Genomic DNA, 15,320 nt, shown 5'->3' on the forward strand with positions numbered 1-15,320 from the left:
CGCGGGCACGCTCCAGTTCGGCACGGCCGGCCTGCGCGGCGAGATCGGCACGGGTCCGATGCGCATGAACCGGTCCGTCGTCATCCGCGCCGCCGGTGGCGTGACCCGCTCAGGGCCGGTCGACGAGGCACTCCGCGGCGAACTCGCACAGCGCCGTGCGGTTGGCGCGGCCCGTCTTGCTGAGCAGGCTGGCGAGGTGCTTCTCGACCGTGCGCGGGGAGATGGACAGCCGCTTGGCTATCTGCTGGTTGCCCGGCCGGTCCGCCAGCAGCACGAACACCTCGTACTCGCGCGGGGTCACCCCGTTGGTCCGCAGGGGCGCGGGGATCCGGTCCCGGCCGCCGCGGTGCTGGGTCACGCTGACCCCGGCCTGCCGCAGAGCCGCCCGGCACGCCGCCGCCGCGGCCTGCACCCCGGAGTCGTAGAAGTACTCCTCCGCCGTGCGCAGCCAGAGGACCGGTTCGCCCCACCCGTCGGTGAGCGCCGCGTCCGCGACCAGCCGCAGACCGAGGTGGCGGGCCACCGGGAAGGCCGCCGACCGGTCGTGGAAGGCGGCCATCCGCCGTGCCGCACCGGCACGGTCGCCCTCCCGGCCCAGCAGCACGGCCTCCGCCAGTTCGAGGAACTGCCGGTTCCAGGCCAGGGCGGCGCCGGGCGCGCCCGCCACCTCCTCGTACTCGCCGCGCGCCGCCTCGCCGGACAGCACCCGCAGCAGCGGCCGCAGCCCGTAGCGGCCGCTCAGGTAGTAGTAGCTCGGGTGGTCGCGCTCCCAGGCCAGCACGGCGTCGAGCTCGGCCACCGCCCGGGGGCGGTCCTCCTCCAGCAGCGCGCCGATGGCCCCGCAGAAGCCCAGCCGCAGGGGCACCAGGGCGGACCGCTCCCCACCGGCCCTGCGGAAGGCGGCGAGGGCCCGGTCCGTCTCCCGCCGGCGGCCCCGGTGCGCCGCCGCCGCGGCCCCGGCCAGCAGCAGGTACCGGTGGGCACCGTGGTTGCCGATCCTGGCGCTGGCCTGGACCGACCGCCCGGTGATCTCCTCCGCCTCCTCCCACCGGGCGCACATCACCGCGTTCATCGCGAGCAGACCGTCGACCGTCTGGGCCAGCAGCAGCGAGCCCAGGTCCGCGGCCGCCGCCCGGGCCGAGTGCAACCGGGTCGCGTCGCCGGTCCGCATGAAGCAGTTCACTCCCAGCCGCACCAGGGCCTCGACCCGCCACAGCGGCAGGGAGTGCTCCGTGGACAGGGCGAGCATCCGCTCCAGGCAGGCGTCGGCCGCGTCGAACCCCTTCTCCCGCGAGAGCAGCGCCAGTAACTGCCAGGCCTGGCAGGCCACGACCGGCAGTCCCTCCGCCTCGGCTGTCTCCGCGGCCTCGCGGGCGGCCCGCTCCACCGCTTCCGGCTCCCGCCGGTCCTCACCGGGGAGCAGGGAGAGATGACCGTCGACGACCGCGAGGGACGCCCGGCGCGCCGGGGACGGCGACGGGCCGAACAGCTCCCGGGCCGCCCCGATCTGGCGTGCCGTGTCGGCGGCCCGCTCCGCCATGACGGCCACCCAGGCGATCTTGATGTGGGCGTCCCCCCGCCGGGCCGCCGCCTCGGAGCGTGCGGGTACCGGGGGCAGCGCGTCCGCCATGGCGAGGGCGCCGTCCAGGTCGCCGCCTTCGGCCAGGGCCACCGCCAGGGACTCGGTGACCCCGGGCAGGTCGCTCGGGGACGCGAGGGAGCGGGAACGTTCCAGCAGGACCACGGCCGAGCCGTGCGAACCCGCGGCGAGCATCCGCCGCCCCGCCTCCGCGAACTGGCGGGCGGCCCCCGCCCGGTTGCCCGCGGCCAGCTCCAGCGACGCCACGAGCTGACGCCGGTCCTCGTCGAGCGGCTCCCCGGAGTGCTCGACGGCCGCGGCGGCGCGCCGGGCGAGTGCGGCCCGCTCGGCGGGCGCCAGGGAGGAGACCAGCGCCTCCGCGGTGAGGGTGTGCCGGAAGCCGTAGCGGTCGGGGGCGGCCCCGTCGGGGGCGATGACCCCCGTCTCGACGGCGGATCGCAGATGGGTGAACAGGGCCCGGTCCTCCAGCCCGGTGACGGTCTGGAGGACCGCCACGGAGAACTGGCTGCCCAGGGTCGCGGCCGTCAGCAGGAGGTCCCGCACCGGCTCGTCCATCCGGTCGAGCCGGTGGGACCAGCTCCGCAGGATGCGCGACGGCAGGGATCCGTCCGGTTGCTCCGCCGCCTCCCAGCCGCCCTCGGTGCGCCGCAGCCTGCCCGTGTCGAGCAGGTCGTCGAGCAGCACCTCGACGAGGTACGGGTTGCCCGCCGCGCGTTCGACCAGCCGCTCCCGCACCGCCGCGGGTATGTCCTCGGGCGGCGTCTCCAGGCAGGCACCCGTCAGGGCCCGCACCTGCGCGTCGTCGAGGCCCCCCAGCTCCACCACCGTCGCCGTGTGGCGCTGCTCGGCGGACCGTACGAGGTCCAGGGCCGTCCCCGGGTGGGGGCGCAGGGTGCCCAGCAGCAGCACCGGCAGGTCCGCGAGGTTGTCGATGACGTACTCGACGACCGCGACGGTCTCCGTGTCGCAGTCGTGCAGGTCCTCCAGCAGCATCACGCAGCCGGTGTCCCGGCCGAGGACCGACAGCAACCGCAGGAGCGCCTCGGCCAGTTCGACCACGGTCTCCGAGTAACCGGCCGACTCACCGGTCCGCCACTCCGGCACCAGCCGGGCCAACGCGGGGTGGTAGGGCACCAGTTCCGGATCCGTCGGGGTGCCCGCGGCCCGGAAGTGGGACGACAGGGCCTCCACCAGCGGGCGGTACGGCACGACCAGGCCGGTGGAGCCGGCCCGTCCGCGCAGCACCGGCATGCCCGGCGCGTAGGCGAGGTAGGCGCACTCACCCACCAGCCGGGACTTGCCGATGCCCGCCTCGCCGACGAGGAACAGCGCGCTCCCCGAACGCCGGCGTGCGGCGTCCAGGGCGCTGCTCAGCAGGCCGATCTCCTCGTCACGCCCTACGGTGACCGGCGAATTCGCACGCATGGCCGCAGGCTACTGGACCCGTACAGAGTGCGGCAGTAGGCGCATTCCCGCACATGACGGTGCGCCCCGGTGGGAATGGGCTACATCGGGACCGTGAAGGTGGTCCAGGGGAGGTCGGGGCCGGTCGGGTCCCCGTCCGCGGCACCGAGGAGCCTGCTGCGCAGGCCCAGCGCGCCGGTGGTGCCGAGCGAGATGCGGCCGGCGGGGTGCTCGACGGCTCCCTGGTGCGCCGTCGTGACGTCCGCATATCCGGCCGATTCGCTGATCTGCGTCATCTTCGCCTCTTCTGCTGGTCGTTGGTCGGCAACGTCATGGACGCGGGGGACCGGTCGGCCCCCGCGGAGTGGCGCATGAGCAGAGCCGGGCCGATGCGGTCGGGGAACCCCGCGCGCAGCAGTCCGTGTCCGATGCCCGAGAGGCCGGTGAGCAGCCCGGGGTGAGGTATGTGTCCCGGCGTCCCGCAGCGCGCCCGGGCCCGGTCGGCGGCGGCCAGCAGGGTGCCGGTCCGGTGCAGCCAGTGGGGGCGGAGGTGGGGCAGGGCGCCGTGGCTGAGCAGTTCCAGCACACCCAGCTCGCCGTGGCAGAGGCTGTCGTCGCCGGGTGGCGCCGCCCGGGCCACCTCGCCGGCCTGTTCCGCCAGCCAGTGGCGGAGTTCCGGATCCGCCAGGGCGGCGGGACTGTCCGCGACCGCGAGGGCGACCCCCACCGCGCCCTCGCACCAGGACCGGCCCCCGCCGGTGCCTCGCGTGGCACCCCGCAGGACGTCCAGCCCGGCGCCGCGGTAGCGCGGATCGCCGCCCGCCCCCGCGTACCGGAGCAGCGCCCAGCCGATGCCGGCCGCCCCCTCGGCGAAGCCCGGGTGGGCGGGCGGTGGAGCGGCCGCGAGCCGTTCGGCGCAGCGCCCGGCGCCCCGCCATGCCTCCGTGCGGCCGGTGGTCCGGTGCACGGCGAGCAGCGACACCAGGCCGCCGGCCGTCCCACCGCGCACCCCGAGGCCCTCCTCGGCCGCACTCGCCGCACAGCTCAGCCGGACCGCGGGGCCGGCCCACTCCAGGACCCCTGGGTCGTCCAGCAGCGTGCCGATCTCGGTCAGGGCGTACGCGATGCCACCGAGGCCGGAGAAGGCGCCGGAGCCGACCGGCCCGAGGTCGTCCCCGCGCCGGTGCAGGGCGTCCAGCAGGCCCGGTACGGGGGCCAGCGCGGCGCGGGCCGCGTCGGCGTACCGGGCCGCGCCGGTCAGTGCCGCCAGCTGGGCGAGGAACAGGGCCGGCCCGGTGTAGCCGCCCGCGAGGTCGGCGGCGAGCGGGGTGAGACGCCAGTAGCGTTCGCCGAGCAGCTCCAGGCCGATCCAGTTCGTCCGGCCCCCGCCGTGGTAGGCGAGCGAGACGAGCTGGTCGCCCACCGAGCGCGCGGCGGCGAGCAGGCGCTCCGGTTCCGGGGCGGTGGCCTCCGTGCGCGGCCTGCCGCCCCCGGCGGCACGGTGCGGGGGCTCGGTGGAGGTGCTCACCATCGCGGTGCGGATGATCCGCTCCTGGTCCTGCCGGTCCACGGTGTCCAGGGCGCGGATCTTGGCCTCCACCCGCGCGAGCCCCGTGGGCCCCGGGGGACCCGGCATCCTGCGCCCGTTGCCGCTCCACACGTCCGTGGCGTCCGGGCGGCCGGTGAACACCGGTACGTCGCCCCGCCACAGCTCCTCGATCTCCTCGTCCTCCAGCCCGCTCAGCGCGGGGGTGCCCAGGACGTCGGTGCGCAGCAGCGCGAACACCTGCTGCCGTTCGGCGGCGTCCCGCATCAGGTCGGGGTGGGTGGACTCGTGCAGCAGGGTGGCGTACGTATGGGTCGGCCTGGACACGAAGCGGACCTCGTCGTCCGCGAAGAGGCGCAGCAGGCCCTTGGGGCCCAGCAGTTCGTTCCGCGAGCCGCTGACGGCCGTGTACGCGGCCCGGAAGCCCTCGCACAGCGCGTCGGTGAACCGGAAGGGACCGGCGTCCTCCCCGTCGGGGGTGGGGCGGTTGGCCGAGGCGGTGAACCGCCCCCGGCCGCGCACCAGGTGCATGGTGTCGGTGCCCGCAGCCGCCCAGGAGGCGGTCTCCAGCGGTGACGGGGCCGCCCGGCCGCCGCCGACGGCGGACATGTCGAGCACGGTGGTGTCGCCGACCAGCAACTGCGGCAGCAGTCCGACGCGGTGGACCGAGGCGTGCAGGGCGCGGGTGGCCGGGTCGGCGGGCCGCGCCGGAGTCAGGGGAGGGTGGAACAGCGTCTCCACGTCCACCAGGACGGGGTGCGGCCCGCAGGCGACGAGGTTCTCGTGGTGCAGGTCCGTGCCGTCCAGGACGTGCAGCAGGGCAAGGAGCGCGCCCAGCCGCCGGTAGAAGAGGGAGGTCTCGGCCGTCGAGCGGCAGGGCGCGTCCTCGACGAACTCGGCCCAGCCGTACGCGCCCCGGTCGAGGACCCGCGGGGCGCGCAGGTCCGGCGTCCCGGCGTGGGAGTTGAACCACTCGACCAGGGTCTCGAAGTGCCGGTGGGCGGCGAGCGGGCGCGGTTTGTAGACCAGCCGGGATCCGTCGGCGAACCGCAGGAGCATCACCGAGCGGCCCCCGCGGTGGCTGTCGCCCGTACCCGCCGTCACCCCGGTCAGCGCGTGCGGTCCGCGGCCGGCGGGCCCACCGGGCCCTGGGCCGCCGGACACCGGTGAGGCGGCGAGGAGTTCCTGGTCCGCCGCCAGCCTGCCGAGCATCTCGGCGAAGGCGTCGGCCGCGTCCATGGCCGCCTGGGCGAGGATCCTGGCGAGGACCGGGTACCCGGTGACCAGGGAGGCGAGCCCGGCCCGGCTCGCCGTGAGCCGCAGGAAGTCCCGGAAGCGCGCACGCGGTCCGTCGCCGCTCAGCCTGCCGCCCGTCCGCGCCCCGTGCAGTTCCGACACGAGGGTCCTGGCGGCCAGCACGGCGAGGTGCCGGGTCACGGCCTCCCGGAAGCCGTCCAGCACGGTGGCCGGGCAGACGGCCGCCCCCGGCCGGTCGGCGTCCCCGGTCACGGCGTCCACGAGCCGGCCGGCGGCCCGGGCGGCGAACGGTGCGACGACGACCTCGAAGCCGGTCAGGCCCGGATAGGCCCGGTCCGCGACCCGCGCCCGACGCGGGGCGTCCGCCACGGCCTCCCGGACGAACCCCGCCCAGCCGGGCTCCGCGCCGGTGTGCGGTCCGACGGTGCCGGGAGCCCACCACGGGTCGCCGTGTTCCGGCGGGTCGGGACGACGCCCGGGCTCCGCGACCCCCGTGCGCCGAGCCCGTGCGCCGGCCGCTGCGGCGGCCCCGCCCGTACCGCCGAGCGTCTCCCTCTCCACCACCGCGTTCACCTCCCCGGCCGCGGGGGGACCCGAGCGGTCCTCCCGCGGCCATCCTGGGGTGCGGCGGGGGCACGGCACATGGGGGAGTCGCCCCCATCTTTCCGCCCGTCCCGCGGCGGACGTACGGGGACGCCGGTCAGCGGGCCGGGGGAGCCGTCGATCCGCGCTCGACGAGTTCCGCGTCGATGGTCGCGACCCCGCCCGGCGGGGGCGCCTCCTTGCCCATCGCCAGCCGGCCGGCCCGCGCGCCCGCCTCCGCCAGCGGCAGCCGTACCGTCGTCAGGGCGGGCACGGCGTCCACCGAGAACGGCAGGTCGTCGAAGCCGGCCACCGAGATGTCCTCGGGGATGCGGAATCCGTGGTCCCGCACGGCCGCGCAGGCGCCCAGGGCCACCGTGTCGTTCGCGGCGACGACCGCGGTCATCTCCGCCCCGCGGGAGAGGAGTTCGCGGGTGGCCTCGTATCCGGAGCGCCGGTCGTAGGGGCCGTGCACGGTGAGGCGCTCCTCGTCGCCGCGCAGGCCGACGGCTTCCAGGGCCTCGCGGTGGCCCTCCAGGCGGTGACGGGTCGTGGTGCGTTCCAGCGGGCCGGCGACGTAGCCGATGCGCCGGTGGCCGAGCTCCAGCAGGTGTCGGGTGAGCCGCCGGGCGCCGCCGCGGTTGTCGAAGGCCAGTGCGGCCACGACCGCGTCCGACTCCGGGAGTGGGGGGCGCCCGCAGAAGACGATCCTCGTCCCCGCGTCCGCGAGCTTCGCCAGTTTCACGGCCATGGCGGCCTGGTGGGGCCCGTCCTCCAGGGCGCCGCCGGTGAGGACGACGGCCGCGGCGCGCTGGCGCTGGAGGAGGGTGAGGTAGGTCAGTTCGCGCTCGGGGGATCCCCCGGTGTTGCAGACGACGGCGAGCTTCTCCCCGCCCGCGCGGCCGGAGCCGTCACCGGGCCCGCCGATCTCGCTCTGCGCGGCCCCGGCCATGATCCCGAAGAAGGGGTCGGCGATGTCGTTGACCAGGATGCCGACGAGGTCGGAGGTGGCGGCGGCGAGCGAGCTGGCCGGGCCGTTCAGCACGTAGTCGAGGTCGTCCACCGCGCGCAGGACCCGTTCCCTGGTGGACGTGGCCACCGGGTAGTTGCCGTTCAGCACGCGGGACACGGTGGCCGGGGACACCCGGGCGCGAGCCGCCACGTCCGCCAGGGTGACTGTCATCGCTCTCCTCCGAGGAGTTGTGGGGCGCCCCTCTTGTCCGGGCCGCAGTCGGCAGGCTAGCGTCATACCGCATAGAAAGCGCTTGCTACGGCTGTATGGAGGAACTTCGTGACACGCAGGACAGTGCGCATCGCCATGAACGGCGTCACGGGACGCATGGGATACCGGCAGCACCTGGTGCGCTCGATCCTCGCGATCCGCGAGCAGGGCGGCCTCGACCTCGGTGACGGCGAGGTGCTGTGGCCCGAGCCCGTCCTCGTCGGCCGCCGCGCCCACGCCCTGGAGGAGCTCGCCGCCCGGCACGGTCTGACCGAGTGGTCGACCGACCTGGACGCCGTGCTCGCCGACGAGTCGGTCGACGTCTACTTCGACGCCCAGGTCACCTCGGCCCGGGTGGACGCCATCAAGAAGGCGATCGCCGCGGGCAAGCACGTCTACACCGAGAAGCCCACCGCCACCGACGTCGAGGGCGCCCTCGAACTGGCCCGCCTGGCCCGCGACGCCGGGATCAAGCACGGCGTCGTCCAGGACAAGATCTTCCTGCCGGGCCTCCTGAAGCTGAAGCGCCTCATCGACGGCGGCTTCTTCGGCGAGATCTTCTCCGTGCGCGGCGAGTTCGGCTACTGGGTCTTCGAGGGCGACTGGCAGGAGGCCCAGCGGCCGTCCTGGAACTACCGCGCGGAGGACGGCGGCGGAATCGTCGTCGACATGTTCCCGCACTGGGAGTACGTCCTGCACGAGCTGTTCGGCCAGGTCACCAGCGTGTCCGCGCACGTACGGACCCACATCCCGCAGCGCTGGGACGAGAACGGCAAGCCCTACGCCGCCACCGCCGACGACGCCGCGTACGGCACCTTCCAGCTGGCGGGCGGCGCCGTCGCCCAGATCAACTCGTCGTGGGCCGTCCGCGTCAACCGCGACGAGCTCGTCGAGTTCCAGGTCGACGGCACCCACGGCTCCGCCGTCGCGGGACTGCGCAACTGCCGGGTCCAGCACCGCTCGGCCACCCCCAAGCCGGTCTGGAACCCCGACCTCCCCGTCACCGAGTCCTTCCGCGACCAGTGGCAGGAAGTCCCCGACAACACCGTCTTCGACAACGGCTTCAAGGCCCAGTGGGAGCTCTTCCTCCGCCACGTCGTCCTGGACGAGCCCTACACCTGGGACCTGATGGCCGGCGCCCGCGGGGTCCAGCTCGCCGAGCTCGGCCTCCGGTCGTCCGCCGAGGGCCGCCGCTTCGACGTGCCGGAGCTGACCCTGTGACCATCCACCTCCCGCAGGGCCCATACGAACCCCGCGCCACGCCCCTCGACCTCGCCCCGGGCGGCGCGCGGCTCGCCTCCCGCACGGTCTTCTCCGCCGCCCACGTCGTCGCCGACCCGTACGCCGACATCAGCCCCGGCGACCCCGCGGCCGTCGACTGGGACGCCACCCTCGCCTTCCGCCGCCACCTGTGGTCCCACGGCCTCGGCGTCGCCGAGGCCATGGACACCGCGCAGCGGGGCATGGGCCTCGACTGGGCGGGAGCCGCCGAACTGATCCGGCGCTCCGCCGCCGAGGCGAAGTCGGTGGGCGGCGCGATCGCCTGCGGCGTGGGCACCGACCAGCTCACCGGCCCGGCGACCCTCGCCGAGGTGCGCGCCGCCTACGAGGAGCAGCTCGCCCTCGTCGAGGGGAGCGGCGCCCAGGCCATCCTGATGGCCTCCCGCGCCCTCGCCGCCGCGGCCCGCGGCCCCGAGGACTACCTGGAGACGTACGCCCACCTGCTGCGCCAGGCCGCGGAACCGGTCGTCCTGCACTGGCTCGGCCCCATGTTCGACCCGGCACTCGAGGGCTACTGGGGCAGCGCGGACCTCGACGCCGCCACGGACACCTTCCTGAAGGTCATCGCGGAACACCCGGACAAGGTCGACGGCATCAAGATCTCCCTGCTGGACGCCGAGCGGGAGATCGACGTCCGGCGCCGGCTGCCCGGCGGGGTGCGCTGCTACACCGGCGACGACTTCAACTACCCCGAACTGATCGCGGGCGACGACCGGGGCTTCAGCCACGCCCTGCTCGGCATCTTCGACCCGCTGGGCCCGCTCGCGGCCCACGCGGTACGGGTCCTGGACACCGGGGACACCGAGGGCTTCCGCGCCCTGCTGGACCCCACGGTCGAGCTGTCCCGCCACCTGTTCGAGGCACCGACCCGCTTCTACAAGACGGGCGTGGTGTTCCTCGCCTGGCTGGCGGGCCACCAGGACCACTTCACCATGGTCGGCGGCCTGCAGTCCGCCCGTTCCCTGCCGCACCTGGCGAAGGCCTACGAACTGGCCGACCGGCTCGGCCTGTTCCCGGATCCCGGGCTGGCCGAGGCGCGGATGCGCGCCCTGCTGAGCGTCCACGGAGGAAGCCGATGAACGCCGGGCTGTCCCGCCTGTCCATCAACCAGGAGACGGTCCGGCAGCTGTCCCTGCCGGAGCTCGCCGAGAGCTGCGCCGAGGCCGGCATCGGCCAGGTGGGCCTGTGGCGGGCTCCGGTGCAGGCGTACGGCGTCGAGCGCGCGGGCCGGCTGATGCGGGACGCCGGCCTCACCGTCACCAGCCTGTGCCGCGGCGGCTTCCTGACCGCCCCGGACCCCGCCGCGCGGGCCCGCGCCCTGGACGACAACCGGGCGGCGGTGGACGAGGCGGCGGGCCTGTCCACCGACACGCTGGTCCTGGTGTCCGGAGGACTCCCCGAGGGGGACAAGGACCTGTACGGCGCCCGGGAGCGGATCGCCGAGGCGCTGGCGGAGCTCGGCCCGTACGCCCAGGAGCGGGGCGTGCGCCTGGCGATCGAGCCGCTGCACCCGATGTTCGCGTCGGACCGCTGCGTCGTCTCCACCCTGTCCCAGGCGCTGGACCTCGCCGAACGCTTCCCCGCCGGGCAGGTCGGGGTGGTCGTCGACGCCTACCACGTCTGGTGGGACGACCAGGTGCCCGCGCAGATCGCCCGGGCGGGCGCGGGCGGCCGGATCCACTCCTTCCAGCTCGCCGACTGGATCACGCCGCTTCCGGCGGGGGTTCTCGTCGGCCGCGGCCAACTGGGCGACGGCTGTGTGGACTTCCGTGCGATGCGCCGTCAGGTGGAGGCGACCGGCTTCGACGGGCCGATCGAGGTCGAGATCTTCAACGAGGGCCTCTGGGCCCGGGACGGGGCCGAGGTGGTCGCCGAAGTCGCCGCCCGGTACCTGGAACACGCCTGCGATGAGCCCTGACGGCGGGCCAGGGTAAAGAGCGGGTAAAGGCGTACAACCTTTCCGCACCCGTCCCGGTCGTACTTCGCGTCGGGACTTCCGGGGAGGGGTCCGGGGGGAACGGGAAGCCCGACGGGGGGAAAGCGAGGGGGTCCGGCCTGTGGGCCGGGCCCCATTCGGCTTCCGGGCCACCGTCGCCGTGCGAGTACGCCGGACGGGGCCCGCGGTCCCGCCCCGTCGCCGTCCGCCCCGGCCGGCCGCCGGCGCCCTTCTCCCGCCGGGCCCCCGTCCCGGAGCCCCGCCCTGGTCCCGTCCTGGCCTCCCGCTCCCGGTCTCCCGCCCCGTCAGGCGTCGAAGTCGCGGCGGGACGCCTCGATGTGGGCGAGGTCGCGCCGGGTTCACGCGCACATCACGTCGACCCCGGCGGCGCTGGGCGTCACCCCGGCGGCGCCGGCCACCTTGCTGGGCGTCGCGGCGCCGGACGTCCCCGAGCACCTGGTCGAGGTGGAGGCGACCGCCGTCATCGACCGAGGGGTGCTGCGGGCCCGCCCGGCTTCCTGAACAGCGCGGCCCACAGGAAGTCCTCCCCGAAGGACGGGGAGCCGGCGGGTTCGTCCCGCATCCGGCGGAGCTCGACCTCGTCCAGGCCGTCGAAGATCCAGCGCAGCGACTGCGGCGTGTAGGCGAGCCCGCCGTGCAGCCCCGCCGTGCGGTAGAGGTCGGTGTCGGACAGTTCGCAGCCCGTGCCGCCGGCCGCGAAGCAGGTCAGGGAGAGATGCCCTCCGGGGGCGAGGACGCGCTCGACGAGGGACAGGTAGCTGATCCGGCGGTGCGGCGGCAGGTGGTGGAAGCAGCCGGAGTCGTGGATCAGGTCGTACGGACCGCCCGGCATGCCTTCCGCGAAGGCGTCACCGCAGTGGAAGCGGATGTCCGCCCCCGCCTCACGGGCCCGCTCCCCGGCCCACGCGACGGCCCCCGGGGACAGGTCCACCGCATCCACCCGGAAGCCCCGCGAGGCCAGGTACAGGGCGTTGCGCCCCGGGCCGCAGCCGAGATCGAGAGCGCGGCCGGGCGTGAGCAGACCCCGGTCGAGCCAGGAGACGAGGTTCTCGTCGGGCTTCGACACGAAGAACGGCACGGGCCTGGACCGGTCCGCGTAGAACGCGTCCCACCACGCCCCGGCGCCCTCGGTCCACCGGTCGGCCTCCGGTGCGAACAGCCTGTCCATGAGCCTCAGCACGTCGTCCACCGAGCGTACGTCCCGGTCCATCCGGAGCCCCCTTCCCGAGGCCCCGATCCTAGGCTCGGGCGGGGTGTCGCCGCAGGCCGGAGCGGGTGCACGGAGGAGCTGGGCGGGCCGTCGAGGGTCCTTCGCGCAAGGGTCGGCCCCGGGCCCCACCGAGGGGCGTGACCGCCTCACGGGGGCCCGTCGGCGGCCTCGTGGAGGGCCCTGGGACGGGCGCCCCGGGGAGTTTCCCGGCCGCTTCCGCGACCCGGGGCCGGTACGGCCCCACCCGCTCGGTGACGTGCGCCCTCACACCACGCGGACATGGCTGGTGAGCCTGCCGTCCTCGAAGTGGTGGAACGTGAGGGAGGGCGGCGCGCCGTGGGTCTTCCAGGAGGAGTCCGGGCCCTGCTCCCAGGGCATCAGGGCCGTCGAGACGATGCCGGGGGCGCACAGGAGCGGAAGGCCGGCGAAGGTGGTCGCGGCGGCCGTGTGGGCGTGACCGCAGAGCACCGCCACCACCTGCGGGTGGCGCGCCAGGACCTTCGCCAGGGCGTCCGGTCCGCGCAGCCCGATGCGGTCGATGTACGGCAGGCCGAGCGGCACGGGCGGGTGGTGGAAGGCGACGAGGGCCGGGCGGCCGGGGGCCGCGGCGAGCGCGTCGTCCAGCCACCGGAGCGTCTCCTCCTCCAGCAGGCCCTCGGACCGGCCGGGGATCGAGGAGTCGCACATCAGCACCCGGACCCCCTCCGGCCCGACGGCCCGGACCTCGTTGACCGGAGCCGCGCCGGCCCCGCCGAGCAGCACCTCCCGGTACTCCGCGCGGGAGTCGTGGTTGCCGGGGCACATCAGCACCTGGTGGCGCTCGTACAGCGGGGCGAGGAGGCGGGCGGCCTCGCGGTACTCCTCGGCGGTGCCCCGGTCGGCGATGTCCCCGGTGATGAGCACGGCGTCCACCCTGCCCGGCAGCCCGGTCAGGTGGGCGACGGCCCGGCGGGTGCGCTCGGCGGTCTCCTCGGTGCCGTCCAGGTGCAGGTCGCTGAGGTGGGCCAGCACGGTCACGTCTTCGCCTCCGCCCGGGCCGGCAGGTCCTGTCCCGGCTTCCCGGCGTCACGCCGGCCCGCCCGCCAGCGGGCCCAGGTGCCCAGGCACATGGCCAGGGAGATCACGAGGATGCCGTAGAGGGTGTCCTGCGACTGGTGCAGCCGCGGGTCGACGTACTGGGCGACGTAGGTGATGACCAGGTTGGTCCCGAACAGCATCGAGACCGTGATCGGCTCCGACCGGACGATGCCCTGCTGGAGCAGGTACAGGGAGATGATCACGCCGACGAGGCTGATCGCGAGGATCGCGCCGATGTTGCCCGGGGAGTACGGGCCGAAGCTCCCCCGCGCCACCAGCAGGACGAAGGTGGCCACGATGAGGACGACGAACCGCGAGGCCATCATCTGCCGTACCGACATCCCCGCGTCCCCGAGCCGCTTGGTGTAGTAGGTCACGCCCGACAGCGAGACGGTCGTCAGCACGCACATCACGGCCCCGAAGACCAGCTGCCCGGCCGGTACCTCCCCGATGGCCGACTCCCCGTGGGACGCCGTGACCAGCAGGTAGACCATGGCGGCGATCATCCCGCCGGCGGCGGCGAGTTCGAGCGGCAGCGCCTTCGTGCCGGGCCGGAGCTTGCGGCCGAGGGCGATCGTGACGGCCGGGCCCAGACCGATGATCATCGAGTTGGCCAGCGCGGGCTCGAAGACGGTGAAGGCGTACAGCACCGCGATCCAGCAGACCGCGGTGGACACGTTGAGCATCACCACGTCCGGCAGGCAGCGCCTGATCACGGTCCGCAGCTCCCGCTTGTCCCGCAGGGTGAGGAAGTAGAAGGCCTGCGCCACCACGAAGGAGTTGAAGGCGATGAACTCCGGCGAGAGGTCCTGGACCAGCGCGCCCTCGAACACCGACTTGGTCGAGTTGATGACGCAGTAGCCCAGCACCAGCAGCGGGCCCGCGGCGAGGGCGAGGCGGCGGCTAGACGACATCGTAGAAACCCTCGCCGTCCAGGTAACGGGCCGTCATGTAGTCGTGGGTGACGACCCCCTCCACCTCGTGCAGGAGGTGCACCAGCATCGGGTACGTCATGTCGTTCACCGTCCGGGCGATCTCCTCGCCGGGCCGGACCTTCAGCAGGACGTCGTGGAAGCTCTCCAGCGCGCGCAGGTCCGCCATCTTCGGGAACTCGACGAGCTTGCCCGACGCCGGCGCGACCATGTTCACGCAGACCGCGTGCCGGGCCACCTCGTACTCGGCGTGCCGGCGGGCCTCGAAGCCCTCCGGGTCCGTGTACGCGAGCACCGTCCACTCCAGCTGGCTCTCGCCGAGGGCCGCCCGGGTCAGCAGCGGGAGCATGGCCCCGCACACCCGGGCGCCGGTCTCGACCAGCCGCGGGCCCTGCGGGGTCAGCTTCAGCTCGGTGTGCGCCGGGCCGTTGCGGATGCCGAGCGCGTCCAGCACGGAGAACGCGTACTCCGTCAGCAGGTCCTGCTCGGGCCCCCGGCGGACCATCAGCGCCGACCCGCCCAGCAGGTCGCGCACACCGTTGACCCCGAGGTGCTGCGTCTTCCACAGGTCGCACACGTAGTGCTTGCCGTCCATGCTCACCGAGTTGACGTAGTACTCGGCACCGACCAGGTACTCCTGGGCGACCACGGCGTCGTTGCGCAGGCCGAGCGCGCTGTCCACGCCGACGAGTGCCTCGAAGGAGGCCCGCACCTCGGCGGCCGTGCCGCAGAAGGACACCCCGTCGTTCAGCGTGCTGCGGACCGGCTTGAGGACCACCGTGCGGTCCACCGGGCCGTACCAGTCCAGCAGGGTCTCCAGGTCCGTGGCGAGGATCTGGTCGACGGCGGGTACGCCGGCCGCCCTGACGGTCTCCATCATGTGGAACTTGTCCCGCCGGGCCACGCTCAGCGCGGTGCCGTTGCTCCGCAGCCCCAGCGCCTCGCTGAGCACGTCGGCCAGTTCGACACCGATCTCCGCCCCCGGCAGCAGGGCGACCGGCGCGTGGGGGGCGATGGCCGCCAGGGTCCGGGCCGTGTCGCCGTCGTGGACCACCGTGGCGAAGAAGTCGCCGGGCCGGAAGGTCTTGCCGAAGACGGCGGGCGGCTCCGCCGCACTGCGCACGTGCAGGCAGTCGTAACCGGCGTCGTGGAAGAGCGGTGCGAGGTGGCTGGCGGTCGAGTAGGCGTCGACTATCGCGACGACCGGCCTGCGGTTCGGGGAGTTGCTCACGCGAGGGGTTCCTTTACCGGT

The 15,320-nt window shown here is 74.6% G+C and carries 12 protein-coding genes; 3 read left to right on the forward strand and 9 right to left on the reverse strand.

The genetic code is table 11. The features are described from left to right. Positions 1–109 precede the first annotated feature (109 nt). From ABZ371_RS03285 to ABZ371_RS03300, 4 genes are all read right to left on the reverse strand, one after another. Positions 110–3,025 carry an AAA family ATPase gene (locus tag ABZ371_RS03285; RefSeq protein ID WP_358672874.1) on the reverse strand — a complete coding sequence of 972 codons (2,916 nt, stop codon included), beginning with the start codon at positions 3,023–3,025 and terminating at the stop codon, positions 110–112. A gap of 80 nt (positions 3,026–3,105) precedes the next feature. Continuing rightward, entirely contained in the window at positions 3,106–3,300 is a 195-nt protein-coding gene (locus ABZ371_RS03290; RefSeq protein ID WP_358672875.1) for a hypothetical protein, read from the reverse strand. Continuing rightward, positions 3,297–6,371 carry a type 2 lanthipeptide synthetase LanM family protein gene (locus ABZ371_RS03295; RefSeq protein ID WP_358672876.1) on the reverse strand — a complete coding sequence of 1,025 codons (3,075 nt, stop codon included), beginning with the start codon at positions 6,369–6,371 and terminating at the stop codon, positions 3,297–3,299. The genes ABZ371_RS03290 and ABZ371_RS03295 overlap by 4 nt, the downstream gene beginning before the upstream one ends. A 136-nt stretch (positions 6,372–6,507) precedes the next feature. Beyond that, on the reverse strand, positions 6,508–7,572 hold the full coding sequence (locus ABZ371_RS03300; RefSeq protein ID WP_358672877.1) for a LacI family DNA-binding transcriptional regulator: 1,065 nt from the start codon (positions 7,570–7,572) through the stop codon (positions 6,508–6,510). Positions 7,573–7,680: 108 nt separating this feature from the next. Between ABZ371_RS03300 and ABZ371_RS03305 the strand changes: the two genes are divergently transcribed. The 3 genes from ABZ371_RS03305 to ABZ371_RS03315 are packed head-to-tail and all read left to right on the forward strand — an operon-like array spanning position 7,681 to position 10,810. Continuing rightward, on the forward strand, positions 7,681–8,832 hold the full coding sequence (locus ABZ371_RS03305; protein ID WP_358672878.1) for a Gfo/Idh/MocA family oxidoreductase: 1,152 nt from the start codon (positions 7,681–7,683) through the stop codon (positions 8,830–8,832). After that, positions 8,829–9,971, forward strand: coding sequence for a dihydrodipicolinate synthase family protein (locus ABZ371_RS03310; RefSeq protein WP_358672879.1), 1,143 nt, complete (start codon positions 8,829–8,831; stop codon positions 9,969–9,971). Before ABZ371_RS03305 ends, ABZ371_RS03310 begins: the two co-directional genes overlap by 4 nt. Beyond that, entirely contained in the window at positions 9,968–10,810 is an 843-nt protein-coding gene (locus ABZ371_RS03315) for a sugar phosphate isomerase/epimerase family protein (protein WP_358672880.1), read from the forward strand. Before ABZ371_RS03310 ends, ABZ371_RS03315 begins: the two co-directional genes overlap by 4 nt. A 377-nt stretch (positions 10,811–11,187) precedes the next feature. On the opposite strand, the gene ABZ371_RS03320 is transcribed toward ABZ371_RS03315, so the two are convergent. The 5 genes from ABZ371_RS03320 to ABZ371_RS03340 all read right to left on the reverse strand — a co-directional run bounded on the left by ABZ371_RS03320 (position 11,188) and on the right by ABZ371_RS03340 (position 15,299). Beyond that, positions 11,188–11,313 (reverse strand): hypothetical protein, encoded by a 126-nt coding sequence (locus ABZ371_RS03320; RefSeq protein WP_358672912.1) that lies wholly within the window; start codon positions 11,311–11,313, stop codon positions 11,188–11,190. Further along, positions 11,310–12,059 carry a class I SAM-dependent methyltransferase gene (locus tag ABZ371_RS03325; protein ID WP_358672881.1) on the reverse strand — a complete coding sequence of 250 codons (750 nt, stop codon included), beginning with the start codon at positions 12,057–12,059 and terminating at the stop codon, positions 11,310–11,312. Before ABZ371_RS03325 ends, ABZ371_RS03320 begins: the two co-directional genes overlap by 4 nt. 264 nt (positions 12,060–12,323) lie before the next feature. Continuing rightward, positions 12,324–13,076 (reverse strand): phosphodiesterase, encoded by a 753-nt coding sequence (locus ABZ371_RS03330; RefSeq protein ID WP_358672882.1) that lies wholly within the window; start codon positions 13,074–13,076, stop codon positions 12,324–12,326. After that, the gene (locus ABZ371_RS03335) at positions 13,073–14,050 is read right to left on the reverse strand and encodes an EamA/RhaT family transporter (protein ID WP_358672883.1); all 978 of its coding nucleotides are present in this window, start codon (positions 14,048–14,050) and stop codon (positions 13,073–13,075) included. The genes ABZ371_RS03330 and ABZ371_RS03335 overlap by 4 nt, the downstream gene beginning before the upstream one ends. Continuing rightward, positions 14,040–15,299 carry an ATP-grasp domain-containing protein gene (locus ABZ371_RS03340; RefSeq protein WP_358672884.1) on the reverse strand — a complete coding sequence of 420 codons (1,260 nt, stop codon included), beginning with the start codon at positions 15,297–15,299 and terminating at the stop codon, positions 14,040–14,042. The genes ABZ371_RS03335 and ABZ371_RS03340 overlap by 11 nt, the downstream gene beginning before the upstream one ends. Between the last annotated feature and the right edge of the window lie 21 nt (positions 15,300–15,320).

Source organism: Streptomyces sp. NPDC005899, from assembly GCF_040629645.1.
GTDB lineage: Bacteria > Actinomycetota > Actinomycetes > Streptomycetales > Streptomycetaceae > Streptomyces.